Genomic DNA, 23,494 nt, shown 5'->3' on the forward strand with positions numbered 1-23,494 from the left:
TGCCCGATGTAAGTGAAAATTTAATCTGACGTGGGGGTGTTCGCGCCGCTCGACTCGACGTCGGCGGAGATGTCCTCCCCGGGGACCAACTGGTCCTCGGCGTTCTCGACCCGCATCTCCCGCGCCTCAGTGACCGCGTCGAGCCGTTTCTGGGCCGCCTTCTGCACGCCGGTGTCGTCGCGCAACGGCAACTGGACGTGGCTCTCGGCGGCGATGCCGTCGCCGATCTGACGCATCCGCTGCACCTCGGTGTCGAGCTGCGCGCCCAGGAGCAGCACGACGTTCATGATCCAGAGGAACACCAACGCCACGATCACACCGGCCAGGGCCCCGTAGGTCTTGTCGTAGGAACCGAAGTTCGCGACGTAGAACGTGAACCCGCCGGCCGCCACCAGTCCGGTCACCAAGGTCAACACCGTCCCCGGCGAGATCCACCGGAACTTCGGCTGCTGCACGTTCGGGGTGGCCCAGTAGAGCAGGGCCACCAGGAACAGCACCAGCAGTCCCAGGGCCGGCCACTTGGCGATGTTCCACACCGTCACCGCGGTGTCGCCCAGACCCAGCACCTCCCCGATCCGTCCGGCCAGCGGCCCCGAGATCACCAGCATCAGCGCCGCCGCGGCGAGCACGACCACCGCCGCCAGGGTCACCAGCAGCATCTGCGGGCGCAGCTTCCAGACCGGTCGGCCCTCCTCGACCTCATAGATCCGGTTCATCGCGCGCGAGAACCCGTTCACGTACGCGGACGCCGACCACAACGCACCACCCAGACCGACGACGAGCGCGACGCCCGTGGCCCGCGAGGACGCGAGGTCCCGGATCACCGGTTCGAAGGTGTTCATCATGTCGTCGCTCACCAGCGGGTCGATCAGGTCGAGGATCGACTGGATCGACTCCTCGGCCTGACCCACCACGCCCAGCAGCGCGGCCAGGGCCACGATGGTGGGGAAGATCGCGAGCACGGAGTAGTACGTCAACGCCGCCGCGAGGTCAGTGCACTGGTGCCGGGTGAACTCGGTCAACGTGCGCTTGAGGACGTACTTCTTCGACGTCCGAACTTCGCTCATGCGTCACTCCTGCTTGCAGTGGGAACTGGGGTTCACGATGCAACGTGCACCGAGACTTGTCCACACCCTTCGCGCGGAGTCCGGTCCACCGCGGTGGGTGGACGTAGACTCCGGACGTGGTTGGACGCATCCGTGACGAAGACATCGCAGAGGTGCGGGAGAAGGCGCGCATTGACGAGGTCGTCTCCGAGTACGTGACCCTGCGCCGGGCCGGGGGCGGATCGATGAAGGGGCTGTGTCCCTTCCATGACGAACGCTCACCGTCGTTCCACGTGACCCCCTCGCGGGGCTTCTTCCACTGCTTCGGCTGTCAGGAGGGCGGCGACGCGATTTCCTTCCTGATGAAGATCGACGGCCTCTCGTTCTCCGAGTCGGTGGAGCACCTGGCCGACAAGTTCGGTGTCCAGGTCCGCCGCGAGGAAGGTGACGAGCCGCAGCGTCCGCGGGGGCCGCAGCGCAGCCGTCTCGTCGACGCGCACAAGATCGCCCAGGAGTTCTACTCCGACCAACTCCTGACGCCCGACGCGCTGACGGCTCGTAAGTTCCTCTCGGACCGCGGCTTCGACCAGGACGCGGCGGAGACCTTCGGCATCGGGTTCGCGCCGCGCGACGGCGACGCCCTGCACCGTCTGCTCACGCAGAAGGGATTCAGTGTCGAGGAGATGACGGTCTCTGGCCTCGTGGCTCAGGGACGTTCGCTCTACGACCGGTTCCGGGGGCGCCTGCTGTGGCCGATCCGTGAGTCCAACGGCGACACCGTCGGTTTCGGCGCGCGACGGATCTTCGACGACGACCGGATCGAGGCCAAGTACCTCAACACCTCCGAGACCCCGATCTACAAGAAGTCGCAGGTCCTCTACGGCCTCGACCTCGCCCGTCGCGACATCGCGAAGTCCTCGCGCGCGGTGATCGTCGAGGGCTACACCGACGTCATGGCCTGCCACCTGGCCGGCGTCCCCCAGGCCGTGGCGACCTGTGGAACCGCTTTCGGTGACGACCACGCCCGCGTCCTGCGCCGTTTCCTCGGTGACGACAAGAAGTTCCACGGCGAGGTCATCTTCGCCTTCGACGGCGACGCAGCCGGCCAGAAGGCGGCGCTGCGCACGTTCCAGGGTGACCAGAACTTCGTCTCCCAGACGTACGTCGCGGTCGAGGCGAGCGGCATGGACCCCTGCGACCTGCGAATTCAACAGGGCGATGCGGCAGTGCGCGAACTGATCGACTCCCGCCAGCCGCTGTACCGGTTCGTGCTGAGCAACGTCGTGTCCAAGCACGACCTCGACCGGGCTGACGGCCGGGTCGACGCGCTGCGGGAGGCGGCCCGACTCGTCTCCAGTGTCCGTGACCGCTCCAAGGTCGACGCCTTCGCCCGTGAGCTCGCTTCGCTGGTGGGGGTCGACCCCGAGGACGCCCTGACTCAGGTCCGCCGCGCGGAGAAGTGGGGCGCCGAGGACAAGGGCCGCACCCCGAGCCCGGAGGCACGTCGTGCCGAGCGTGCTGCCCAGGCCGAGCAGGCGGCCCAGCCGGAGACACCGCGTCGGCCTCCGATGCCGCACCTGCGCGATCCGCGCTTCGCGATCGAACGCGAGACCCTGAAACTCGTACTGCAGTACACCCACCTCGTGGACCGCCCTGCCGACCAGGTGACGCCGGCCGACTTCCAGCACCCGGTCTACCGGGCCGTGTGGGAGACGGTGCTGGCTGCGGGCGGCATGCTGGCCGCTCGCGAGGACGCCTACTGGGTGAGCAAGCTGCCCCAGACGGCCCCGCACCCCGTGGTCGCCTCTGCGATCACCGAGCTGGGGGTGGAACCCATCCGGTCGGCCGGTGAGCCGACCGACACCTACGTGCGTTCCTTCCTCTACCGCTTGCTCGAGCTCTCGGTGGACCGACGGGTCGGTGACCTGAAGTCCCGGCTCCAGCGCAGCGACCCCAGCGACCCCTCGGGTGAGCACGGCCGCCTCTTCGCCGAGCTGATGACGCTCGAGCAGCGTCGTCGGGCGCTCCGCACGAAGGGCTTCGCGCAGTGAGCTGAGCGCAGATCTGGGCAGTGCCTGATCGCCCGCAGGGGCTCCTGGGGCACCCGGTTTGGCCCGTTCGCGAGGGCTTGCTATTGTTTCACCTGTCGCCGCGAGAGCGGGCCTCGGAAACGAGGTGAGACGTTCCCCTGTAGCTCAACTGGCAGAGCATTCGGCTGTTAACCGGAGGGTTGTTGGTTCGAGTCCAACCGGGGGAGCACAGTACGGAGGACGTCCTCGGCCTGTAGGCCGAGGACGTTCGCCATTTCGAGGACTTCCTCGATGGTGAACACGTGATCGCCGGTGGCACTCAGCCGCCGAGACACCCACGCCTGGGGCTTGCCCAGGGCGGCGCCGATGTCGGCCTGTCGGAGCCCTCGACGCGCGAGCTGGGCCCGGAACTCGGCCGCGATCTTACGCGACGGCGTATCCGCTGAGATTGAAACGACTTGCTGAGTCATGCACTCAGCATAGGCACTTTGGGGGGAGATTGCCTAGGCGGCTTAGCGGTCTGTGATGCGTCAATCAGCAAGAGTCTTGCTGAAACATTGCGATATTCAGTCTGTGTATGTCACGCTTCGCACATGAGTACTGCACCGGATGGCCGCAAGGCGTGGGCATCTGCCCTGCGCCTGGCCTACTACAGGGAGTCGCTGACTGGCGTTCGCCAGGCAGTTCGCCGTGTGGCCGGCCTGTGGGTGGTGGAGGCACTGTGAGCCGTCGCCGCATGACCTCCGTCGCTTTCGAGTGCGACTTCTGCCGTGTACCGGTGCTCCGTCCGTCCGGGCTCATGCCCGAGGGCTGGAAGCACGACATGGGCGGCCACGACCACTGCACCGAGTGCCTGGACGACCGTTGTGCTTCCTGTGAGGGCGACGGCACCACCGAATGTGTGGCCCGCTCGTGAGCAACGTCCGCTACTTCACGCCCGAGATGCTCGGCCCGGTGTGCCGCTACTGCCGCCACCAGGTGCCGCTGATCGCGCGTACCAACACCCACCCGACCTGTGGCCCGGAGGTGACTCGTGGCGTCTCGTGAAGCCCGTCAGACCGCTGCCCTGGTCTCGCTCCTCAAGGCGCTGCCCGAAGCGCAGCTGCTCGACGTCCTCAAGGGCGTCGACGTCGCGCTGCCCGCGCCGAAGAGCGCGGGGCCCAAAGACACCCGCTCCTGCACCATCTGCTCGCTGCCCTACCCGCTGCACATGCAGCGCTGGGGTAACGACCACAAGTGGAGTCCTGCCGAGCGCAGAGCGGCGGTGGTAGTCCGCTGACATGCACCAATCCCGGTGGAGCACGAGACGCACGACCGGGGCGCCCGTAGGGGGCGGCACAACTCTGTGGGGCTGAACCGGAACCAGGGTCGAAGCGTGAGCTGAGAGATCGACCCCCGAGGGAAATGCTCGACGCGCTACAGCCCGCGTCGTCAGTGACCAGGTCTCGAACGCGTCGAGGCGGCCATTGACTGCCAACCCGAGCCTCTGGGGCTTGTCGGGTCCGTCAGCGACCCGTAACGGCGGTGCGAACTCTGAGTGGGGGGACTCTGGGGGGGCTCAGAGGCGCGGGGCCCAAGGGGTCTCGATCTTCGCCCTTGCTCTGAATCCACGCGTAGCACCGCATACCTATGCAGCACCGCCTGTCACATCACCACAACCACACCTCACCGGAGGGGACCCGATGACCACCGCGACACTGAGCACCACCGCCACACCCCGCAGCACGGCACCCGTACTGATCCCGCTCTGTGCCTGCCGCGGGGCACGCCTGGACGACGTCGCCACTCGCACGATCCGCGGTGTCGAGCACACCGAGGGCGCCTGCGTCCGTGTCCAGGCTGCTGCGGTCGAGTACTCCTACCAGTGCCGCTCCCTGCCGCTCTGGGTCCGTGTCTGCGCGTACGCCGAGTACAACCACGGCCGCGCCCTGGCACGTCGTGAGCTGCGTGACGCTGTCGCTCCTGACTCGTCCGCCGCTGAGGTGTCCAACGCGATCCGCAAGGGCGTCTACTCCGGTCTGCTCCGCCCTGGGTCCTCCGGGATGCGACTGTGGTCCAACGTGGCTCGTGAGGTGACCAACCGTGGCTGAGATCACTAACCCGCTTAACTACCAAAGCGGGAGCCCCGTCCTCGTCGCGGTGGGGCGTATCCAGTCGCCTCGGCGCTGGCACGGCTCCCGCATCGTCAGGATCCGGACCGACATCGGTGGCGGTCACCGCGCCGGATACGCGGTCACCACCAAGGGCACGCCCCACGACGGCCCGCTCTGCCGTGCCATGTGCTCCGCGATCGCACCGACCGGCAGCGTCATCAGCGACTTCTGGGATGACGTGTGAACGAGTGGTCCGGCCGGAGGGTGACCGAGGCCCGGGAGTGGGCACTCGGTCACCTCCCGGCCACCTGTGGCAAGTGTGGGGGGCCCATCAAGCCCGCCCAGGGGTGGGTGCTGGGGCACATCAAGGATCGAGCACTGTTCCCGGAACTCATGTGGCAGCCGACCAACTGGCAGCGCGAGCACCGCGACTGCTCGAACTCGTCGTCGCAGTCCGTCGTGCAGAAGAACGCGGCGGTCACCGCGCTCGTCGCGGTCGGCGTCGATCGCGCGGACGCAGCCGAGCTCGTCGCGGACGGCGGACTTTTTCCCGAGCCCCGCGCCCCCAGGCAGTCGCCGCCCCTTCCTTTCTCTCTCCCCGCCACCACTCGACCCCGAGTTACCGCCACCAGCAAGGCAGCCCCGTCGATCGAGACGCGTGAGCCGCTGATCCTCCGCCAGGATCTGGTGTGGGACTCGGCCCGGCTGCGGGAGTACTCGTGGCTCGAGGAATTCGCCCTGGTGCCGGACGACGCGGCGCCGCCCCTGGCGATGACGCCGCCTCACCCCGAGGCTGTGTGCTCCTACGGATGGGACGGCTGCACCCACGTCGACCCCGGACACCAGATCGTGCGGTGGGCGCGGGAGTCGGTGAAGGTCGATCTGCGGTGGTGGCAGCGCCTGGCGATCGTCCGTCAGATGGAGCACCGTGCCGACGGCACCCCGTGCTGGGAAGAGGTCGACGAGACCGCGCCGCGCCGCTCTGGCAAGTCGGTGCGCATCCGGGTCATGGCGCTGTGGCGCATGGCGCACGCCGACCTCATCGGCGAGATCCAGACCGTCGTCCACTGTGGCAACGACCTCCCGATCTGTCGCGAGATCCAGCGCGGCGCGTGGCCCTGGGCCCGCGCCCGCTGGGGCGACAAGTCCGTCACCACCGCGAACGGCAAGGAGCAGATCGAGGGCGCGGACGGGTCTCGGTGGCTCGTCAAGGCACAAGACTCGGTGTACGGGTACGACGCTGGGCTCGGCGTCGTCGACGAGGCGTGGGATGTCAAGCCTGCCGCGATCACCGAGGGACTTGAGCCCGCGCTCATGGAGCGGCTCTGGTCGCAGCTGCACATCACCTCGACCGCTCACCGCAAGGCCACGTCTCTGCTCAAGGGCAAGATCTCCGCCGCCCTGGCATCCGACGACGGCCGCACCCTTCTGTTGTGGTGGGGCGCGCTCCCGCAGGACGACCCCGGCGACCCTGAGGTGCATCGCAAGGCGTCCCCGCACTGGTCGGCCGAGCGCGAGAAGATGCTGGCCACGAAGTACGAGCGTGCACTGCTCGGTGAGGACGACCCCGACGCCGACGACCCCGACCCCATGGAGGGCTTCCGTGCCCAGTACCTCAACGTGTGGGCGCTCAAGGCTGCCAAGCTCGCGCGCGGCACCGCGATCGTGGACCGGGCTGCGTGGGACGAGCTCACCGTGCCCGCGCCGTCGTCGACCCCGACCGGCTGCGCGGTCGAGTCCTGGTTCGACTCCGGTGTTTCGGTTGCCCTGGCTTGGACGCTCGAGGACGGCGCCGCCCTGGTCCACGTCGTCGACTGTCCCGACCTTGCGACCGCCCGCGAGGCAGTCGACGCCTCCGGGTACCGGGGCCGGGTCTCGGTCGGTGCATCCATCGCTGACCACGTCGAACTTCGTGGCCTCCCGCTCGACCCCGTCCGCGCCACTCCCATTGCCGGGGTCCTCGACATCGCGCAGCTGCTCCGAGACGGGCAGCTGGCCCACGCCGGTGGGGACGCCCTGACTCGGCAGATCCTCGCCCAGCGCACCGTGCCCGGTGCAGGTGGCCCGCGACTCGCCACCCACGCCCGCGCCGATGCGATCAAGGCAGCCGCCTGGGCAGCCTCGGCAGCGCGCAACCGACCCGCTCGGAAGTCCAAGATGCGCGTGCTTGTTGCGTCGTCCTAGGAACGTTGCGAATCCGCGTGAGTTTAACGGCGTCCGGGGCGCGTGTTTCGCCCGCAGTCTTGACGCATGGACACCGACGCGACACAGGGACTGTGGGGCACTTGGCACCGTGTCGACCCGACCGCATTGGTCCCGGCTGCCCTTCCTCCCAAGAGGCAGTCGGGGCCGGTGTTCTCGGGTACGCACATCGACCCCATCCACGGTGTGTCGACGGTCGACGCCGCGATCACCTACCTCTCGGGGTTCGGCCGGGTCACCCGTCGTGAAGCGATCGCCACCCCGGCGATCAAGCGCGCACGTGACCTGATCTGCTCGCTGGCACAGTCGCCGCTCGTGATGCGCGACGAGACCGGCGCCGACGTCACCAGGGCCTACAACCGAACGGACTGGACGCTGCTGCTCCAGCCCGAGGTCAAGCGGGCCCCGATCAACACCTGGGCCGACGTCCTCGAGGATCTGCTGTTCGAGAAGTTCGCTCGGCTCCGGGTCACCGACCTGGCATGGCACGGACGCCCCGCACACGTCACCCGCATGAAGCCCGGCTCCTACACCCGCGACGACCTGCGGGGCGGGTACTGGGTCAACGTGCCCGGTAAGGATGCCGACTGGGTCCCCGAAGAACAGGTCATCGAGATTGAGTCCCCGAACGACGCGATCCTCGACGCTGGCGCCGGCGCGATCCGGGCTCTCTCACTCATCAGCGCCGCGGGCCTCAACGCCGTCTCAGGCGTGCCCCCGCAGGACTACTTCGAGTCCACCGACCCCAACGTCGACCCCTTCGAGTCGGATGAGGAAGCCAAGGAATTCCTCGACTCCTGGGCCGCTGCCCGCCGCGCTCGCTCAACCGCTTTCATCCCTAGCGGCGTGAAGTACCAGACCAACGGGTTCGACCCCAAGCAACTGCAGCTCGTCGAGCTGCGTACCGAAGCGATCGCCGAGATCGGCCGACTCACCGGGATTGACGCCGAAGACCTCGGCGTCTCCACCACCTCGCGGACGTACTTCAATGCGCAGGACCGCCGCCGCGCGATGCTCGACTTCACCTTCGGTCCGTACCGCCGCGCGATCGAGGACCGCCTCTCCATGGAGGACATCGCCCCGCCCGGCTACAGCGTCCGCTTCGACACCCGCGAGTTCTCCCGCGCCGACGACGCCACGCAGGCCACCACCGATGCCGCCCTGGTCTACGCCGACATCGTCACCCGCGACGAGATCCGCGCCGAGCGCGGCCTCGGCCCGCTGCCCAAGACCACCACTGCCCAAGAGGTTTCCGCGTCGTGATCCCCAAGACACACCGCTTCGACAACCCTGCCGCGGTCACCTTCAAGGTCAACCGGGAGACCCGCACGATCCGCGGTCTCGCGGTCCCGTGGGGCGAGATCGGCGACAACGGCCGCGGCCGGTTCCGGTTCAAGCGTGGGTCCTTGACCTGGGACAAGGTCAAGTTGCTCAACGCCCACGACTGGGACCAGACCATCGGCGTTGTCAAGTTCGAGGACACCGACGAGGGGCTGCTCATGGCGGCCAGCGTCGCCCAGACCCGCCTCGGCGACGAGGTCCTGTCTCTGGCCGAGATCGGCGCGATCGACGGCCTGTCCATCGGCCTCGCCGATGACATCGACTTCGACCTCGTCGACGGCGTCCACGAGGTCTCCCGCGGCGTCGTCATCGAGACCTCTACCACCCCCATCCCCGCTTTCGAGAACGCCCAGATCCGCTCCGTCGCCGCCTCGGCGTCGGGCACCACCTCCGGAAGGAACCTCATGGACGAGGACGAAACCACCACTGCCACGGTCGAGGACCGCCTCACGGCGGTTGAGGACCGGGTCACCACGCTCGAGACCACCGTCAACCAGGTCGAGGAAACCGTCGAGGAAACCGTCGGTGAGATCGCGACGCTCAGCAAGATCAAGACCCCTGTCGCCACCTTCGCTGCCGGCTCCGCGGCATCGCGGCTCACCGTCCGCGAAGAGCCCATGTACCGCTTCGAGGGCTCCGTGCGCGCCCCGTCCGGGTTCGACTTCGCCGAGGACCTGTTCAAGGCCGCCCGCTTCGGCGACCAGGCCGCGAAGGACCGCGTCATCCGGTTCGCTGCCGAGGACCGCGGCGGACTCACCTTCGCCACCACCAGCGACACCGCCGCAGTGAACCCCGTCGAGCACCGCCCCGACATGTTCCTGGGCCAGGCACCGGCCCCGTCGAGCCCGCTGTTCGACTTCTTCCGCAAGGGCTCCATCGACGGACCGCAGACCTTCGACTACGCCAAGCTCGACCGCGTCGCCACCACCGCGACCGTCGCCAACCACGTCGAGGGCGTCGAACCCACGGCCACCAACGTGTCCACCGCCAAGGGGACCACGGTCACCCCGTCCGCAGTCTCCGGCAAGGTCCACATCACCCGCGAGGTCGCAGCCGGTCGAGGCACCCCGACCGCCTCCGCCCTGGCACGCGACGAGTTCCACCGCACCTTCGGGATCGCGCTCGAGACCAAGACCCACGCGATCATCTCCGCCGCCTCGGCCTCGATCACCTCCCTCACCGCGGCGATCACAGCCGGCGCAGACGGCAAGGCGCTCGGCCTGGCCCTCAAGACGGGGCTGCTGAAGCTGCAGTTCCAGGCCGACGGGTCCCGCTTCGTCCAGGGCTTCGGTCACGAAGACCTCTACACCACCCTCGCGCTCGTCGAGAACGGTGACGGTGAGCCGGTCTACCCGATCATCAACCCGCAGAACCGCGACGGCATCGCGGGGGACAAGTACTCGTTCATCGACGTGGCCGGTTACCGCTTCACCCCGACCGCGACCCTCGGCGCGACCAGCGCCAGCGCGTCGCTGTCCTACGTCGCCGACCCCGCCGCAGTCCACGTCTGGGCCTCCGGTCTCACCGAGCTCGACATGCTCGGCCAGGACGTCGAGGGCTGGGACATCGGCTGCTTCGGCTGGTTCGCCGGGCTCATGTACGACGTCACCGGTCTCCGCAAGATCTCCTACGACCCCACGGCGTGATGACCATGGCAACCAAGAAGAGCACGCCCCAGGCGTTCGCACTCGGCGAGACCATCGAGGTCCCGTCCGGAGCCACCCTCGTGGCCCTCGACGACGGCACGGTCACCACCGTTCGCCGTGAGCACGTGCTTGCCGTACCCGGCGAGCACCGGTTCGTCAACGACGACGGCCTCACCCTGGCCGTCTACCGCGTCGCCGTCCCGGAGACCCCGGACAGCGACTGACCGGCTCCACTGCACCGGGGCGCCCTCACGTCCCGGTGCAGTGGCACCACCTCACTGGAGACACCGTGACTGCACCCACACCTGACCAGGCACACAAGTACGTCGGCAGGGCTGACTACACCCTCGCCGAGGTGACGACGGTCCTCGCCGCCGAGCGTGCCGCCCAGGCACGCCGCTGCCGCGTCCCCACCGAGGGGGAGTGGCCCGCCGACCTGGTCGAGGCGCTCCTACGCCGCACGCTCGCAGCCCTCGCGATGCGCGCGAACCCGCTCGGAGTCGCGGTGTCGGTCACCGACTTCGGTGTCTCCACCGACCGTGTCGGTGGCCTCGACCCCGTCGTGCGTCGCCTCGAGGCACCGCACGTGAAGCTGGTGCTCGGATGAACCCCGTCTCCCTCACGAAGCGGCCTGGGGAGCCGTCCATGCGGCACGCGATCGCGGACGCGATCTCGACCATCGAGGGCATCAAGTGCGCCCCGTACTACACCCAGACCACCAAGCCCGGAGCCGCGTCCCTGCTCTGGGCAGGCCGCACAGAGTCGGACGACGAATTCCGAGAGGGGTGGCTCACGCAGTGGGTTGTCCGGATCAACCTCACCGCCGACGTCGCCGCGTCGGAGCGCCGCATTGACGAGCTGATCCCGCAGCTCGACGCGGTCCTGCCGTCTCGCGCCCTCCGGATCACCGACCTTGAGCCCGCCGAGATCGCCCTCGGCGGCGCCACCTTGAACGCTCTTCTCGTCCGCATCACCGAGACCCAGTAAGGACCACACACCATGACCGACGTAAGGCCGCACCTGATCGACGTCCTCATCGACGACGAGGAAGCCGGCGCAGAGCTCGCCCGTTTCGAGTTCCACTCCGTTCCCAGTGCCGACGAGTTCGTCACCTTCGCCACCGCACGCCAGGGCGGGGAGCGGGACTGGTCGGTGCAGATGACCGTGAAGGAAACCGGCACGGCCGGCACCGCCTACCAGCTCGCGCTCAACAGCCCTGGCACAAAGGTCGAGGTCGTGTACCGCCCCCACGGCAACGCGACCGCCACGCCGGCCGAGCCGCACTACACCCAGATGGCGACGGTGCAGCCGATCGAGGGCCGAACCATGGGCGGCACCGCGACCCGGTCCCGCAATGCCCGCTCGAGCATGGAGCTCGTGTGGCCTCTCGACGGCGCCCCCGTCAAGGTCACGGCCTGAGCCATGGCCAGTCCGTCCGGCATCTACATCGAGGGGCTGCGTGAAACGACGCGGGCGTTCGAGCGTGCCGGCGTCGACGTCGAGGACCTCAAAGACGTCATGGGTCGGGTGGCGGGCGAGCACGCCGACACCCTCGCCCGGCTCGTGCCAGTCGGCAGCGCGGCGCGGGGCTCCAAGCGCCCTGGCGCCCTGCGGGACTCCGTGCGCGGCAACCGCGCCAAGGGTCGCGCCCAGGTCCTCATTGGACGCGCCCGTGTCCCCTACGCCGGCGCAATCAACTACGGCTGGCCCAAGAGGGGCATCAAGCCCGCCAACTTCATCGCCCGTGCCGACGACGTCATGGGCACCCGCGCCGTCGAGATCCTGACCGACGGGTGGAACGAAATCGCTGAAAGGAACGGCCTCCTATGACCCGCACCACCGTAGGACCCCGCGAACTCGCGGCCTCCGTGAACGGCTTCGACGACCTCGCCGTCGCGAAGTACTTCGGCAAGTCCTTCTCCCAGATGGCATCCCGCGACGAGAACGGTGAGCGGGACGTCGACGGCAGTGTCAGCCTGCGTGCGCTGATCTTCATCGACCAGCGACGCCAGGGCGCCAAGGACGCCGCCGCCTGGCAGACGTGCATGGAGATCACCATCACCGAGCTCGGCACCTACTTCCCGGCCGAAGAGGACGAGGTCACCCCCGACGACCCCGCCACCGACCTGGGAAAAGACTCCATGCCCTGAGGGGCATCGCCTACGAAACCGCCCGCGCCTGCCTGGCCTACCGGATGAGCCCCACCGAGTGGCGCAGCCTCACCGTCTTGGAGAAGCAAGCGTTCCACGACGCCGCCCGTGACCTGAAAGAAGAGTGACCCATGAGTGCTGGACGACCAGTACGCGTCGCCGTCGTCGGCGACTCCGGCGACCTGCGCCGCGCGCTGTCGCAGGCCGAGGCCGCGCTCGACGACGTCGGCGACACCGCTGTCGACAACGGCCGCCGCGTCGAGGCTGCCCTGGGCGCGACCGCCGAGTCGGCAGACGCAACGGCGTCGGCGTCGTCGCAGCTCGCCGGTGGTCTGGGTGACCTCGCCGGTGGTATGGCCGCGGCCGGCTTCATCTCCGAAGACACCGCAGCCGCCTTCGACACCGCGTCACAGGCGATCATGGGTGTCACCGGTGCAGCCGACCTCATGAACCTGGCCACCGAGAAGATCCCTGGGATTCACAAGGTGGCCACCGCAGCCACCAAGGGCCTCGCCGCCGCCAAGCGTGCCCTCGGTGTCGCGATCCGGTTCGCCATGGGGCCGGTCGGCTTGATCATGATCGCGATCACCGCCCTGATCGCGATCGTCACCGTCCTGTGGAAGAACAACGAAGGATTCCGTAAGGCCGTCATCAAGGTCTGGGAGGCAGTCAAGGACGGCGTCGGCGCCGCGATCGACTGGGTGTCAGACAAGATCTCCGGGCTGATCGACTTCTTCAAGAAACTGCCGGGCCGAATGACGCAGGCCGTGTCGGGTCTGTGGAACGGCATCAAGGACGGCTTCAAGGGCGCGATCAACTGGGTCATCGACAAGTGGAACAACTTCTCGATCTCGCTGCCCGGTGTCAAGGTGCCTGGCCTCGGACAGGTCGGCGGCTTCACCCTCAACACCCCCGACATTCCGCGCCTCAACATGGGCGGCATCGTCACCCGCGCCACCACGATCACCGCCGGTGAGGGACGTCCGGAAGCCATTCTTCCGCTCGACCGGCTCGGCGGCCTCGGCGGCGGGGACGTGAACATCTACATGCACCCCACCAGCGACCCGGTCGCGGTCGGCAGGGAGCTGCAGAAGGTCCTCGACGCTTTCCGTCTCGCAGGCGGTCGCGGTCTCGGAGCGGGGGTGCCGGGATGATCGACCCCGACAGTGTTGCCGTGCTCCTGGGGTACAACGCCAGCGCCCACCCGAACTACTGCCTCAATCCCAACGGGGCCGTCGGTGGAGTCGGGTGGCGCACCCTGATTCCTGGGTCTCGGATTCAGAGCGTCGACGCGTCCAGTGAGGGAGCACCCGAGGCACTGGCCTACGTCTCGTCCGCGGCCGGGGCGCAGGTGTGGCAGTCGGTCGAGTTCCCCGTCGACGGCGCCGCGGGGCACCGCCCCTACGCCTACTTCACAGCCGTTTTCACGTCGGCTGACCTGGCTTGCACGTTCACCTACACCGACGCTGCCGGGACGTGGATCGGCACATCATCCACGCACGTAGTGCCCGCTGGCACGACGCGGACACGGTTCGCGATCTTGCCCGCCGCGCCGGCCCCTGCCGGTGCGCGTACCTGCGTGCTGTCAATGTCCTTCACGGCGTCTGGTGCTGGCACCAGTCACGTCCTCACTGACTTCAAGCTGACCTCCGCCGCGACCGCCCCCGGAGACGCCACCGTGGGCAGCCTCACGTGGAACGACATCAGCGACTGGTGCGAAGACATCACCGCGACGCTCGCCGGGCTCTCAGTGGGCACCCTCACCGTCCGCGCCCATGACCAGTGGGCAGTGCTCGCCGCCCGTCCAGGGCACCAGATCCGGGTCGAGGTCGGCGGGCAACGGCTCTGGACCGGCGTCGTGAGCCGCGTCGTCTCGGAGTCTCGCAAGGCCAAGCGCGCCGGCGTCGACCTCAAGCCGATCGTCACGATCACCGCGACCGACGCCGTGACGCAGCTCGCCGGTACGCCCGCCCCCCGCGGGGTCACCTCCTTCGTCAACCTGCCCGCGTCGCTGGACCGCGGCACGACCCCGTGGGTGGTGCAGGGCGTCAGCGACTCCGTGGCTGTCGCGGCGACGCTCTCCACCCCTGGTGCGTCCGCACTTGACCAGGTCATCCGCACTGTCACCACTGCCACCATCAGCCGTGTCCGTGCATGGATCGACCGTTTCGGGGTCCTGCAGGTGTACGGCACGTCCGGGTTCGACGGCATCGCGGCCACCTTCACTGACAGCCCCGCACTCAGCACCGCCGCCCGCTACGTCGACGTGCAGCGCGGCTTCGACTCCGAAGACTGCATCAACACCGTCTATGTCGAGGTCAGCAACGGCGCCGAGACCGTCACGAACGGCCCGTGGGTGAACTTCGCCTCGGTCGCGGCATGGGGCACCAGGGCCGCGACCTACAAGACCTATGACGCCAACAGCCCTCTCTCGCCCACGGCCGGTGCAGGGCTCGCGTCCACAGTCCTCGACAGCAACGCCTCGCCCGCGATGAAAGTGCAGAGCATCACCACCTACAACTCGACGCCCACGATCCGGGCTGCTGCGATCGCAGCCGCCCCGCAGCGCCGCGTCTCGGTCATCCACCGCGACACCACCTACTCCTGCCGGGTCCTACAGGTCACCCACCGCATCACCGCCCGCGCCGGCGACCTGCGCCGCCCCGCGACCTGGCACACCGACTTCGTCCTCGGGTCCGCGACCGCTGTCCCGCTCCCACTCAACTGAAGGAAGACCATGGCGACCAACCCGCTGCACCGCCCCAATTGGCGCGGCCGAAGCAACGTCGACGCGCTCACCATCGCCGCGCTCGAGCACGCCGAAGCCCTCGCGGGCCACCAGTTCACCGTCACCCAGGGCAGCTACCAGTCCACCGTCGTGGCCTCCGCTGGCACCCACGACAAGGGCGGCGTCGTCGACCTCGCGTGGTGCGGGCACGACGCCTGTGTGGGCCACCTGCGCCGCGCCGGGTTCTGGGCCTGGCACCGCACCCCTGCCCAGGGGAAGTGGAAGGACCACATCCACGCCGTCGTCAAGGGGCACCCCAACCTTGCGCCGGCTGCCGCGCGACAGGTCACCGCAGGTGAGAAGGGACGCAACGGCCTGGCCAGCACCGGACCCGACGACGGCCCCAAGGTCTCCGTCCCCACGCCCACGCTGCCCTGGCCCAAGACCACCCGCGGCAAGCACGTTGACGACGCGATCGCGGCCACCGCGAAGTCCGCCCGCATCGCGAAGAAGCGCGGCCAGACCAAGCGGTACCGCACTCTCAAGACCGCCCTCGGCGCGCTGCGCTCCCTGCCGAAGAAGTGAGACCAGACATGACCGACACCGCCACCCCGCTCCCCGTCGACCCCGCCGACGTCGTGACCTGGCCCCAGGCCGCGACCGCGATCGTCCTGATCCTCGCGGTCCTCGTCATCCCCGCAGTCCTGACATACCTCACCAACCGCCGAGTCAAGGCGCTCGACACCACCCTCACCACCAACAACGGTGGCGGGTCCGTGAAGGACCAGCGCGACTCCATCGCGGCCGATGCCGCCGCGACCCGCGAGCTCGTCGAGGCACGACTCGTCCCAGCCGTCGACGACCTCGCCGCCCGCGTCGACGTCCTCGAGGCAGCCAAGCCCCGCGGCATCTTCGGACGCGCCCGATGAGCGCCCCGTACCACCAGCTGCGCGTAGACCAGGGCGCACGCTTCGACCTCACCATCCTCTACCAGCAGCCCTCGACCGAGGGCGTCGACATGACCGGGACCACCGCCACCCTCACCGTCCTCGACGAGGACGGCAAGGTCCTGGCATCCCACACCGTCGACGGTGTCGACGACGGCCGCCTTGACTTCACCCTCGCGGCCACCGTCACCGCGGCGCTGCCCGCAGGTCGGCTCGCCTACCACGTCGACCACGAAACCATCACCGGACCCGACCGCCTCGTCGTCGGCGTCCTCGAATGCCGGGAGGCCACCCGTGTCTAACCGAATCGTCATCACCGCACCCGGTCCCCAGGGCTCGCCTGGCCCGCAGGGCGAGCCGGGCCCCAGCACCGTGCCCACCGCCCTCGCGGTCGCGCACGCCCTTGGCGACGGCCAGCCCGGCCGGACCGTCATCGACGAGCACGTGGCCGCAGCTGCCAGCGACGCAGGCACCCCGATCGGCCGTGCGCTTTACGCCGCCATCGGCGATCAGGTCACGCCTCTGGAGACGCTGACTTTTGCGGGACAGCAGGCCGTCTCCGAGGCTGCACTGGTGGTCCGGTCTGGCGATGACGAGCGCGCCACCCTCACGCCGGACGGACGCACAGCGGTCTACATGGTGACCGGCGAGAGCAGCCAGACTTTCACTGTCTCCGGCTGCGCCGTCTCGGATGACACCCTGCGGAAGAAGACGGGCACTCAGTCGCGGCGCTTCACGACCTCCGGGGCCGCGACTGCCGTAGCGACCCACTCGCCCGCCACCGCCCTCACTCACGGTCCCGCGTCCATCTGGCGCACGTGGGTATGGATCGAGGATGTCACGGCACTCACCGGGTACTTCCAGATCATCCACACGCGCGGCGCTGTGATCGACACCGTCGCTCCGCCCGCCGACCAGCGATGGGTGAAGCAAGTCCCCGTCTCGTCGCTCCGCACCGGATGGAATCTGATCTCCGACGACACTCTCGGGATGTACAGCGCTGCCGGATGGGGCAGCATCTACTCGACCCGCTACATCTTCCAGACCACCAAGGCCACCAGCGTGTCGGTGGACTCGACGTGGTTCGAGTGCCCCAAGAAGGCGTCGCTCCTGCTCATTCAGGACGGCGGCTACAAGTCGTACATGACCCACGCGATCCCGGAACTGCGGTCGCGCAAATACCCGACGGTGTGGGCACTCAATCCGGGCTGGCTCGGCAAGCGCCCTGGTGCCTTCAACGAGACGATCACTGTCGCCGACGTCGCTACCCTCAAGGCGGCTGGCGACGAGATCTCTTTCCACTCGTGGGTCGCAGGTAATGACGGGCAACTGATGGCGACCATGACCCGCGAGCAGGTCCGCGATGACTCCCTCAAGTCCATCGCTGTCGCGCAGGCCGAGGGGTGGGGTAAGGGCTACCTCTTCCGAGGGGCATTCCTTCAGAATCTCGCGCCGAATGCGAGGGGCTGTGCACCCTATCACGCGATGCTGGCGACCTCGACGGAGAGGGATTCCCAGATCGCTACGTGGCCCCCGATGAACCGTCTCGACGTGGCTCGCGTGGGCTTGCACTTCTCCACCGACGCTTTCATTGATGACATCTTCAACCGCCTGGAGAAGACTCGGGGCCTGTGCCTCGGGTACACCCACGGAATCTCCACGGTGTCCGCAGGCGACATGACCCCGGCGCGGCTGACCTACCTACTCGGCAAGATCGACGCTGCCGTGGCAGCCGGGTGGCTTGAGGTCACCACCTTTGAGCGGCTGCTCGCCTCGGCAGGCGGCGTCCTCCGCGCCTGACGCACTTGCCCGGTAAAGCGCACCACTACCCACTCACGAAAGGAGCCATCATGGCTCACCCCGCAACGACCGCACTCCTGGACTTCTTCGAGTTCGAGCACCTGCCGCCGCACCTCGCCAAGGTCTCGGAGAAGTTCCACGACCTGGCGCACGACGTCGCCGCCACGCTCGACGGCCCCGAGGCCACGGTCGCTGTCCGCAAACTGCTGGAAGCCAAGGACTGCGCCGTCCGCGCCGCCGTCAGCGCCCGGTAAAGCGTCACCCCGCAGCGGCCACAGCTGCCCGTCGAGCATCATCCGGAAGTAGCACGTACCTCTGGGTGGTCTCCGGGCGGCTGTGGCCGAGCACCTCGCCGACCGCGAGTAGGTCACGCGTGCCGGCATACGCCCTGGTTGCCATGCGGTGCCGCAGGGTGTGGGCCGTCCAGTCGTCCGGGAGGGCCCTCGAGATCAGCCGCGTCACGTGCCCTGGGGAAAGGTGCGATCCTCGGCCGTTGGGGAAAGCCCATCCCTCGACCCGCCACAGTCGTGTGGCGAGCTCGGGGGACTCCACGGGCACGACGCGGGTCTTCCCGCCCTTCCCGAGCACCACGAGGTCACCAGAGCGCCGCCCGCCCGTGTAGTGGGTGCGGTGGACCTGGGCAATCTCGGCGGCGCGTAGGCCGGCCCTGGCGCCGAGTAGCGCCATGAGCCCGATCCGGTCGGGGCGACGTACCAGCATCTCGACCAGGTGCTCCGGGGTGGGGCGTGGCCGCGGGGGCGGCACCGCGACGGCGGCCAGCGTCGTCGCGGGGTCGCGGTCCACCCATCCTCGAGCGTGCGCCCAGCGGAAGAACCCGCGCATGACGCTGCGGGCAGACTTCCGGGTCTCGGGTGACCAGTCTCGACGCGACAGGAATGCGGAGAGGTCATCGACCGTGGTCGCCCACGGGTTCGCGGGGGTGGTGGGGGTGCGCTGCAACAGCGAGAGGTAGTGCATGTGCAGCCGCACGGTGCCTGGGGATCGTCCAGCGGCTGCGAGGTGGGTGGAGTACTTCTGGGTGGCTGTGTGCCAGTTCTGGGGGGTCATGCGGGGATCGTCAGAAATCGACAGCCCCCGCGCTCTCGGTTTCTAGATCATGCCCGCCGCAGCCGGAACGTCAGGACTCGCCCTAGCGGCTGGGGCCCTTCGGGTGGCCCTAACGTCACCTCACCGTCGCTGGCCTCGTCATACAGGTAACCGGAGGGTTGTTGGTTCGAGTCCAACCGGGGGAGCTTGTGAGGAAGGGCCCAGGTCGCTGACCTGGGCCCTTCCGCATTTCCTGGCCCGACGGCGTCCGGCACTCGTCGGGGCGGCCACTCTCCCCGTTCGGGTGTCCTGGTGGAGGTGAGGGGTGGGGAAGTTACGTCCTGGGACGACTTCTTGCTACGATTCTTCCCGTTGCCGCGCTGGTGGCAGCGATCCCCTGTAGCTCAACTGGCAGAGCATTCGGCTGTTAACCGGAGGGTTGTTGGTTCGAGTCCAACCGGGGGAGCTGGTGAAGAAGGGCCCAGGTCACTGACCTGGGCCCTTTCACGTTCTCGGACTGCGCTCACGCAGGATCGGTGATCTGCGGGACCCGTCGAGTGAGGCGCAGGGTGGTGTTCTTGGTACGTCCCGCCTTCACCCGGAACGACGGACGCAGCGAGGCGCCGGCGTGGGTGGGGGTTGCCTGCACCACGAACGTGTAGCGCCCAGGGGAGAGCCCGCGCAGGGAGAGGTCGCCCCCGCGTACCTTCACCACCCACCACTGGCCGGTGCTGCGGTTGACCGCCGTCACCCAGGTGGTGTGCCGCGCCAGCGCTGATCCCTCCAGCACGTAGCCGTTGACCCCGCCGGCGCGGGTGCGGAGGCGGATCGTGACGTGTCCGGCGTGGGCTGCTGTGGTGACCGAGACCTTGACGGTGCGCCCGACCCACTTCTTGCCCGCGTCGTACCCCCAGAGTCGGTAGGTCCCGCGCGGCAGACCGCCGAGCGCGAACTGACCGGATCGGTCCGCGGTGACGGTGTAACTGCGTCCCACGGCGTCCGTGGCCCGCACCATGGCACGCGACGCCTTCTTGTTCGCGGTGCCGCGGGTGACGGCGCCGGTGATGAATCCTCCGCGGCGCAGCGTGATCGTGCGGACCGAGTCCTGGCCGGCGACCACCCGCACCCGGGCGTCAGAGGGCGCACGGCGATCGGTGCGCCACGCGGGCCGGGAGTCGCTGACCTGGACGATGTAGCGTCCCGGGGAGAGGCCGGTGAGGGTGAACCGTCCGGTGGAGCGAGCCTTCACCTCCCGGATCCAGTTCCAGTCCGTGTCGAAGACGGCGACATGGGCGCGGGGGATTCCGGCGCCGGTCGCGTCGACGGCGCGTCCCACGACGCGTCCCGTGGTGATGGCCGCAGCAGTGGCCGCAGCAGGGGGCGGAGCGGTGGCGGCAGCAGCGGCCGCCGAGGTGGCCTGGACACCGGCGGCGGTCACGGCGGCGGTCACGGGGGCGGCCGTAGCGGTGGCGGCCCACGGAGCGGCCCACGGAGCGGCCACGCATGCCATCACGAGCGCAGCGACGGCGGCCACGAGCGCGTGACGTCGGGCGTCACGGGGCTGGGCAGTGGTCTCCTGCGTCGCTCCGGAGGGATGCGGGGGATTCGTGCGCGCGGGCGATGGGTGCATGTGGGGGCGTGGTTCCGTCATCGTCTCGTCCTTCTCCTCCGGTAGACCGGTGGACAGGTGGGAATTCAACTAGAATCTGGGGATGAAGTGGCTGGCCAGGAGTGCAGGGGCGGTGCTGCTCAGCGCCTCGCTCGGTGTGTTCCAGGGCTGCAGCTCGGAGACCCGGCCCACGGTCCCGGCCCAGGTGGGTCAGGAGGACCCTCGTGCCTCGATGGGCAACCCCGTCTGGGGCGCGCGTTCGTGGAGCACGCCGCTGGACCGCGTCACTCCGACGGCGGTCCCGGTGGTGCGCGGCAATCCGTTCGCCGATGCGGCGCCGTTCCTGGACGAGTACACCTCGGTGGCTGACGCCGCGCACGCCGTGACGGGGCCCCGGGCGGACGTGCAACTGCTCGAGCGCCTCGCCGAGGTGCCGACCGCCAGTTGGCTGCTTCCGGAGGCCTACCCGGTCGGCGCAGTGGGCGCCCACGTCGAGAGTCTCGTGTTCAGCGCCCAGAAGCAGGGCACCATCGCGGTCTTCGTGGTCTACGGCGTCCCGGGGCGCGACTGCATCGACTCCCACTCCTCCGGCGGAACGACGGCTGCCGACTACCCGACCTGGATCCGCGAGATCTCGGATGCGGCCGGACACGGTTCGGTGGTCATCCTCGAACCCGATGCCTTGGCCTCCCTGGGGTCCTGCAGCGGCGACGAAGAACGGGTCACGCTGCTGCGTGACGCCGTCGAGGTGCTGTCGCAGGGGCCGGTGACCTACGTCGATGCCGGCCACTCGCGCTGGCAGTCGTCGGCCACGATGATCTCGCGGCTGCGTCAGGTCGGTGTGGAGAAGGTGCGCGGCTTCGCCCTCAACGTGGCCAACTACGGTGCCGAGAGCGCGGAACGTGCCTACGGATCCGCGGTGTCGCAGGCCTTGGGCGGGAGCCACTTCGTCGTCGACACCGGCCGCGCGGGGGGTGCCGGACCTGGTCGGGGATGGTGCAACCCCGCAGGTCAGGCCGTCGGGGCCCTGCCCGGCAGGGTGGACGACGGGAGCGCGATGGATGCACGCCTCTGGGTCAAGCCTCCCGGCGAGAGCGATGGGGAGTGCGGCGGCGGCCCGGCCGCCGGGCAGTTCTGGGCCGAGCGTGCACTGGAGCTGGTCCGCGCCGCGGGCTGGTGAGCCCCGCAGGTGGGGCCGGAGGGGCGCTGCCGCTCTCCTGAGCGGCCTGGTGGTCACGCCGGGGTCATCCTGAAACCGACCGTACCGACGGCTTCGATCCAACGGGGTGCAGGACCGGTGTCGCCGAGGCGGCGACGCAGGGTATCCATCACGTCGATGACGGTGCGCTTGTCGTGATCGTTGACGAAGTACGTGGTCACGTAGGACTCACCGCGCAGCGCCAGCACCAGGTTGGCGGTCGAACGCACCCGGGTGCCGGTCTCCATCAGGGAAGCCAGCAGGTTGACCTCGTCCCCGGGCAGTGACACTTCCTGGTCCCCGACGACCGCGCGGCCGGTGGAGAGGTCGAGCAGGAGCTCGCCGTGGCGAAGGGCTGTGGCGGTGTTGACGCGCGACGCGACTGGCGAGCTGGCCGGCGAGTTGGCATGGACGCTGGCTTCGTCGGCCAGGGGTGCAGGCACCGGCACATTCGCGGACGGAGTGGTCAGGGGCGAGGTCAGCCGGAACGGCACGGTGGCGGAGGCGGGATCGAACGGAGCGGGGACCGGGACGGTGAGGGCCGTGGTGTCGGCGACCAGCGCGACGGCGTTCGCCCCGGCCACCAGGTTGTCGGCGACGACATCGGGGCGTGCGGATCGGGCCGGCTCTGCCAGGGTCTCCACGCGGCGGAGCAAGGCGGGACCGGGACGGTTGGTCGCAGGGTTCGGAGCCCGCCACACGACGTCCTCGGGAGCAGCGGTCTCGGCGGCCGGGTGCGAGCGGCCTGCTGCGCGACGCAGGAGGGCTTCCACGCGGGCGCGCAGCTCCCGGGGGCGGAACGGTTTGAAGACGTAGTCGTCGGCGCCGGTCCCCAGCCCTTGGATGACGTCGATCTCGTCGGAGTGCGCGCTGATCATCACCACGGGGGAGTCGGAGAACTCCCGGATCCGGGCCAGTGCGGCGAATCCGTCCATCCCGCCCATGGTGACGTCGAGGAAGACGATGACGGGGGTGAACTCGCGGACTGCTTCGATCCCGTCCGCGGCGTTCGAGGTCATCACCGGCTCCAGCCCGATCTGCTCCAGGACTGGGCGGTACAACGCCCGGATGGACGGATCGTCGTCGATCACCACGGCACAGGCCGAGGTGGCGGTCGTTCCAGACATGGGTGACTCCGGGGTGTCAGGTCAGCGGGCGAAGGGATGGCGCTTGCAGGACGTGAGCAACTGCGCGAACTGGGTGTCGAGGTTGATGTCGCCCAGGGCCGCCATGATCGGGTGGCCGGGGACGGCGTACATCTGGTTGAGATGGGTGACGACCTCGCAGGAGCCGATACGGACCCCGGCCACGGGAGCACCGTCGGCGTCACGGCACCATTCGTAGTCCTTGGCCAGCAGCGCCCCGGGCGACCACACCACCGTGCAGGCGGGAGCATCCGAGGTCACGTACTGGAGCGGGCTGGGTGCGGTCACCGGAGTCGGCTCCGACGCAGCGCCCGTTCCGGTGTCACCGGCGGTGGTGCCAGTGGTCGGCGAGTCCGGGGCGTCCGTGGCGTCGGTGGTGGTGGCGCGCTCGGTGGCGGTCGCGCCCGGGCTCTCACCGAACGGGAGTGTGCAGCCGCTGAGCAGCAACGTCGCGCTCACGGTCGCGGCCGCGAACGCTGCGCGGCGGCTCAGGATCGTCATGGTCGAGGTCC

General features: G+C 68.9%; 30 protein-coding genes and 2 tRNA genes. 26 read left to right on the forward strand and 6 right to left on the reverse strand.

What is annotated here, in order from left to right:
* Nucleotides 1-20 precede the first annotated feature (20 nt).
* A complete protein-coding gene (locus tag EOV43_RS05480; protein WP_128220038.1) occupies nucleotides 21-1,067 on the reverse strand; it encodes a YihY/virulence factor BrkB family protein in 1,047 nt (348 codons plus the stop codon).
* Between the two features lie 116 nt (nucleotides 1,068-1,183).
* On the opposite strand from EOV43_RS05480, the gene dnaG reads away from it, so the two are divergent.
* Both dnaG and EOV43_RS05490 read left to right on the forward strand, forming a co-directional pair.
* Nucleotides 1,184-3,097 (forward strand): DNA primase, encoded by a 1,914-nt coding sequence (gene dnaG / locus EOV43_RS05485; protein WP_128220039.1) that lies wholly within the window; start codon nucleotides 1,184-1,186, stop codon nucleotides 3,095-3,097.
* A 133-nt stretch (nucleotides 3,098-3,230) separates the two neighbouring features.
* A tRNA-Asn gene (locus EOV43_RS05490) sits at nucleotides 3,231-3,303 on the forward strand.
* Here EOV43_RS05490 and EOV43_RS15945 read toward each other — a convergent pair.
* Complete coding sequence (locus EOV43_RS15945) at nucleotides 3,265-3,546, reverse strand: helix-turn-helix domain-containing protein (protein WP_421905670.1); 282 nt, start codon at nucleotides 3,544-3,546, stop codon at nucleotides 3,265-3,267. The genes EOV43_RS05490 and EOV43_RS15945 overlap by 39 nt on opposite strands.
* Before the next feature lie 123 nt (nucleotides 3,547-3,669).
* Between EOV43_RS15945 and EOV43_RS15820 the strand changes: the two genes are divergently transcribed.
* The 22 genes from EOV43_RS15820 (at nucleotide 3,670) to EOV43_RS05590 (ending at nucleotide 18,237) form a co-directional block, all read left to right on the forward strand.
* Nucleotides 3,670-3,801 carry a hypothetical protein gene (locus EOV43_RS15820; RefSeq protein ID WP_277745791.1) on the forward strand — a complete coding sequence of 44 codons (132 nt, stop codon included), beginning with the start codon at nucleotides 3,670-3,672 and terminating at the stop codon, nucleotides 3,799-3,801.
* 11 nt (nucleotides 3,802-3,812) lie between these two features.
* On the forward strand, nucleotides 3,813-3,992 hold the full coding sequence (locus tag EOV43_RS05495; protein ID WP_128220040.1) for a hypothetical protein: 180 nt from the start codon (nucleotides 3,813-3,815) through the stop codon (nucleotides 3,990-3,992).
* Nucleotides 3,989-4,123, forward strand: coding sequence for a hypothetical protein (locus tag EOV43_RS15825; protein WP_277745792.1), 135 nt, complete (start codon nucleotides 3,989-3,991; stop codon nucleotides 4,121-4,123). Before EOV43_RS05495 ends, EOV43_RS15825 begins: the two co-directional genes overlap by 4 nt.
* Nucleotides 4,110-4,355, forward strand: coding sequence for a hypothetical protein (locus tag EOV43_RS05500; RefSeq protein ID WP_128220041.1), 246 nt, complete (start codon nucleotides 4,110-4,112; stop codon nucleotides 4,353-4,355). The genes EOV43_RS15825 and EOV43_RS05500 overlap by 14 nt, the downstream gene beginning before the upstream one ends.
* Before the next feature lie 403 nt (nucleotides 4,356-4,758).
* The gene (locus EOV43_RS05505) at nucleotides 4,759-5,166 is read left to right on the forward strand and encodes a hypothetical protein (protein ID WP_128220042.1); all 408 of its coding nucleotides are present in this window, start codon (nucleotides 4,759-4,761) and stop codon (nucleotides 5,164-5,166) included.
* Nucleotides 5,159-5,413, forward strand: a complete 255-nt coding sequence (locus EOV43_RS05510; RefSeq protein WP_128220043.1) for a hypothetical protein — start codon at nucleotides 5,159-5,161, stop codon at nucleotides 5,411-5,413. The genes EOV43_RS05505 and EOV43_RS05510 overlap by 8 nt, the downstream gene beginning before the upstream one ends.
* The gene (locus EOV43_RS05515; RefSeq protein WP_128220044.1) at nucleotides 5,410-7,353 is read left to right on the forward strand and encodes an HNH endonuclease; all 1,944 of its coding nucleotides are present in this window, start codon (nucleotides 5,410-5,412) and stop codon (nucleotides 7,351-7,353) included. Before EOV43_RS05510 ends, EOV43_RS05515 begins: the two co-directional genes overlap by 4 nt.
* 66 nt (nucleotides 7,354-7,419) lie before the next feature.
* Nucleotides 7,420-8,634: a phage portal protein gene (locus tag EOV43_RS05520; protein ID WP_128220045.1), complete on the forward strand. Its 1,215-nt coding sequence runs from the start codon at nucleotides 7,420-7,422 to the stop codon at nucleotides 8,632-8,634.
* Nucleotides 8,631-10,358 carry an HK97 family phage prohead protease gene (locus EOV43_RS05525; protein ID WP_128220046.1) on the forward strand — a complete coding sequence of 576 codons (1,728 nt, stop codon included), beginning with the start codon at nucleotides 8,631-8,633 and terminating at the stop codon, nucleotides 10,356-10,358. Before EOV43_RS05520 ends, EOV43_RS05525 begins: the two co-directional genes overlap by 4 nt.
* Before the next feature lie 5 nt (nucleotides 10,359-10,363).
* Nucleotides 10,364-10,582 (forward strand): hypothetical protein, encoded by a 219-nt coding sequence (locus EOV43_RS05530; protein WP_128220047.1) that lies wholly within the window; start codon nucleotides 10,364-10,366, stop codon nucleotides 10,580-10,582.
* A 65-nt stretch (nucleotides 10,583-10,647) separates the two neighbouring features.
* Nucleotides 10,648-10,965: a hypothetical protein gene (locus tag EOV43_RS05535; protein WP_128220048.1), complete on the forward strand. Its 318-nt coding sequence runs from the start codon at nucleotides 10,648-10,650 to the stop codon at nucleotides 10,963-10,965.
* A 38-nt stretch (nucleotides 10,966-11,003) separates the two neighbouring features.
* Entirely contained in the window at nucleotides 11,004-11,345 is a 342-nt protein-coding gene (locus EOV43_RS05540; protein WP_128220049.1) for a hypothetical protein, read from the forward strand.
* A 12-nt stretch (nucleotides 11,346-11,357) separates the two neighbouring features.
* The gene (locus EOV43_RS05545) at nucleotides 11,358-11,777 is read left to right on the forward strand and encodes a hypothetical protein (protein ID WP_128220050.1); all 420 of its coding nucleotides are present in this window, start codon (nucleotides 11,358-11,360) and stop codon (nucleotides 11,775-11,777) included.
* 3 nt (nucleotides 11,778-11,780) lie between these two features.
* On the forward strand, nucleotides 11,781-12,188 hold the full coding sequence (locus EOV43_RS05550; protein ID WP_128220051.1) for a hypothetical protein: 408 nt from the start codon (nucleotides 11,781-11,783) through the stop codon (nucleotides 12,186-12,188).
* On the forward strand, nucleotides 12,185-12,508 hold the full coding sequence (locus EOV43_RS05555; RefSeq protein WP_128220052.1) for a hypothetical protein: 324 nt from the start codon (nucleotides 12,185-12,187) through the stop codon (nucleotides 12,506-12,508). The genes EOV43_RS05550 and EOV43_RS05555 overlap by 4 nt, the downstream gene beginning before the upstream one ends.
* Before the next feature lie 131 nt (nucleotides 12,509-12,639).
* On the forward strand, nucleotides 12,640-13,662 hold the full coding sequence (locus EOV43_RS05560; RefSeq protein WP_128220053.1) for a phage tail protein: 1,023 nt from the start codon (nucleotides 12,640-12,642) through the stop codon (nucleotides 13,660-13,662).
* Nucleotides 13,659-15,236, forward strand: coding sequence for a hypothetical protein (locus tag EOV43_RS05565; RefSeq protein ID WP_128220054.1), 1,578 nt, complete (start codon nucleotides 13,659-13,661; stop codon nucleotides 15,234-15,236). Before EOV43_RS05560 ends, EOV43_RS05565 begins: the two co-directional genes overlap by 4 nt.
* Before the next feature lie 9 nt (nucleotides 15,237-15,245).
* A complete protein-coding gene (locus EOV43_RS05570; RefSeq protein WP_128220055.1) occupies nucleotides 15,246-15,821 on the forward strand; it encodes a hypothetical protein in 576 nt (191 codons plus the stop codon).
* A gap of 8 nt (nucleotides 15,822-15,829) precedes the next feature.
* Entirely contained in the window at nucleotides 15,830-16,165 is a 336-nt protein-coding gene (locus tag EOV43_RS05575; RefSeq protein WP_128220056.1) for a hypothetical protein, read from the forward strand.
* Nucleotides 16,162-16,485: a hypothetical protein gene (locus EOV43_RS05580; protein WP_128220057.1), complete on the forward strand. Its 324-nt coding sequence runs from the start codon at nucleotides 16,162-16,164 to the stop codon at nucleotides 16,483-16,485. The genes EOV43_RS05575 and EOV43_RS05580 overlap by 4 nt, the downstream gene beginning before the upstream one ends.
* Nucleotides 16,478-17,983, forward strand: coding sequence for a polysaccharide deacetylase family protein (locus tag EOV43_RS05585; protein WP_128220058.1), 1,506 nt, complete (start codon nucleotides 16,478-16,480; stop codon nucleotides 17,981-17,983). Before EOV43_RS05580 ends, EOV43_RS05585 begins: the two co-directional genes overlap by 8 nt.
* Before the next feature lie 50 nt (nucleotides 17,984-18,033).
* Nucleotides 18,034-18,237 (forward strand): hypothetical protein, encoded by a 204-nt coding sequence (locus EOV43_RS05590; RefSeq protein WP_128220059.1) that lies wholly within the window; start codon nucleotides 18,034-18,036, stop codon nucleotides 18,235-18,237.
* 4 nt (nucleotides 18,238-18,241) lie between these two features.
* On the opposite strand, the gene EOV43_RS05595 is transcribed toward EOV43_RS05590, so the two are convergent.
* Nucleotides 18,242-19,051 (reverse strand): tyrosine-type recombinase/integrase, encoded by an 810-nt coding sequence (locus tag EOV43_RS05595; RefSeq protein ID WP_128220060.1) that lies wholly within the window; start codon nucleotides 19,049-19,051, stop codon nucleotides 18,242-18,244.
* Nucleotides 19,052-19,423: 372 nt separating this feature from the next.
* Between EOV43_RS05595 and EOV43_RS05600 the strand changes: the two genes are divergently transcribed.
* Nucleotides 19,424-19,496 (forward strand) — tRNA-Asn (locus EOV43_RS05600).
* Between the two features lie 57 nt (nucleotides 19,497-19,553).
* Here the strand turns inward: EOV43_RS05600 and EOV43_RS05605 are convergent.
* The gene (locus tag EOV43_RS05605; RefSeq protein ID WP_128220061.1) at nucleotides 19,554-20,681 is read right to left on the reverse strand and encodes an MSCRAMM family protein; all 1,128 of its coding nucleotides are present in this window, start codon (nucleotides 20,679-20,681) and stop codon (nucleotides 19,554-19,556) included.
* A gap of 61 nt (nucleotides 20,682-20,742) precedes the next feature.
* Between EOV43_RS05605 and EOV43_RS05610 the strand changes: the two genes are divergently transcribed.
* Complete coding sequence (locus EOV43_RS05610; protein WP_128220062.1) at nucleotides 20,743-21,819, forward strand: glycoside hydrolase family 6 protein; 1,077 nt, start codon at nucleotides 20,743-20,745, stop codon at nucleotides 21,817-21,819.
* A 53-nt stretch (nucleotides 21,820-21,872) separates the two neighbouring features.
* Here the strand turns inward: EOV43_RS05610 and EOV43_RS15830 are convergent, their stop codons facing one another.
* Nucleotides 21,873-22,964 (reverse strand): response regulator, encoded by a 1,092-nt coding sequence (locus EOV43_RS15830; protein WP_128220063.1) that lies wholly within the window; start codon nucleotides 22,962-22,964, stop codon nucleotides 21,873-21,875.
* 21 nt (nucleotides 22,965-22,985) lie between these two features.
* A complete protein-coding gene (locus tag EOV43_RS05620; RefSeq protein WP_128220064.1) occupies nucleotides 22,986-23,483 on the reverse strand; it encodes a hypothetical protein in 498 nt (165 codons plus the stop codon).
* Nucleotides 23,484-23,494: the final 11 nt, after the last annotated feature.

The sequence above is a fragment of the Nocardioides yefusunii genome (assembly GCF_004014875.1).
Taxonomy (GTDB): domain Bacteria; phylum Actinomycetota; class Actinomycetes; order Propionibacteriales; family Nocardioidaceae; genus Nocardioides; species Nocardioides yefusunii.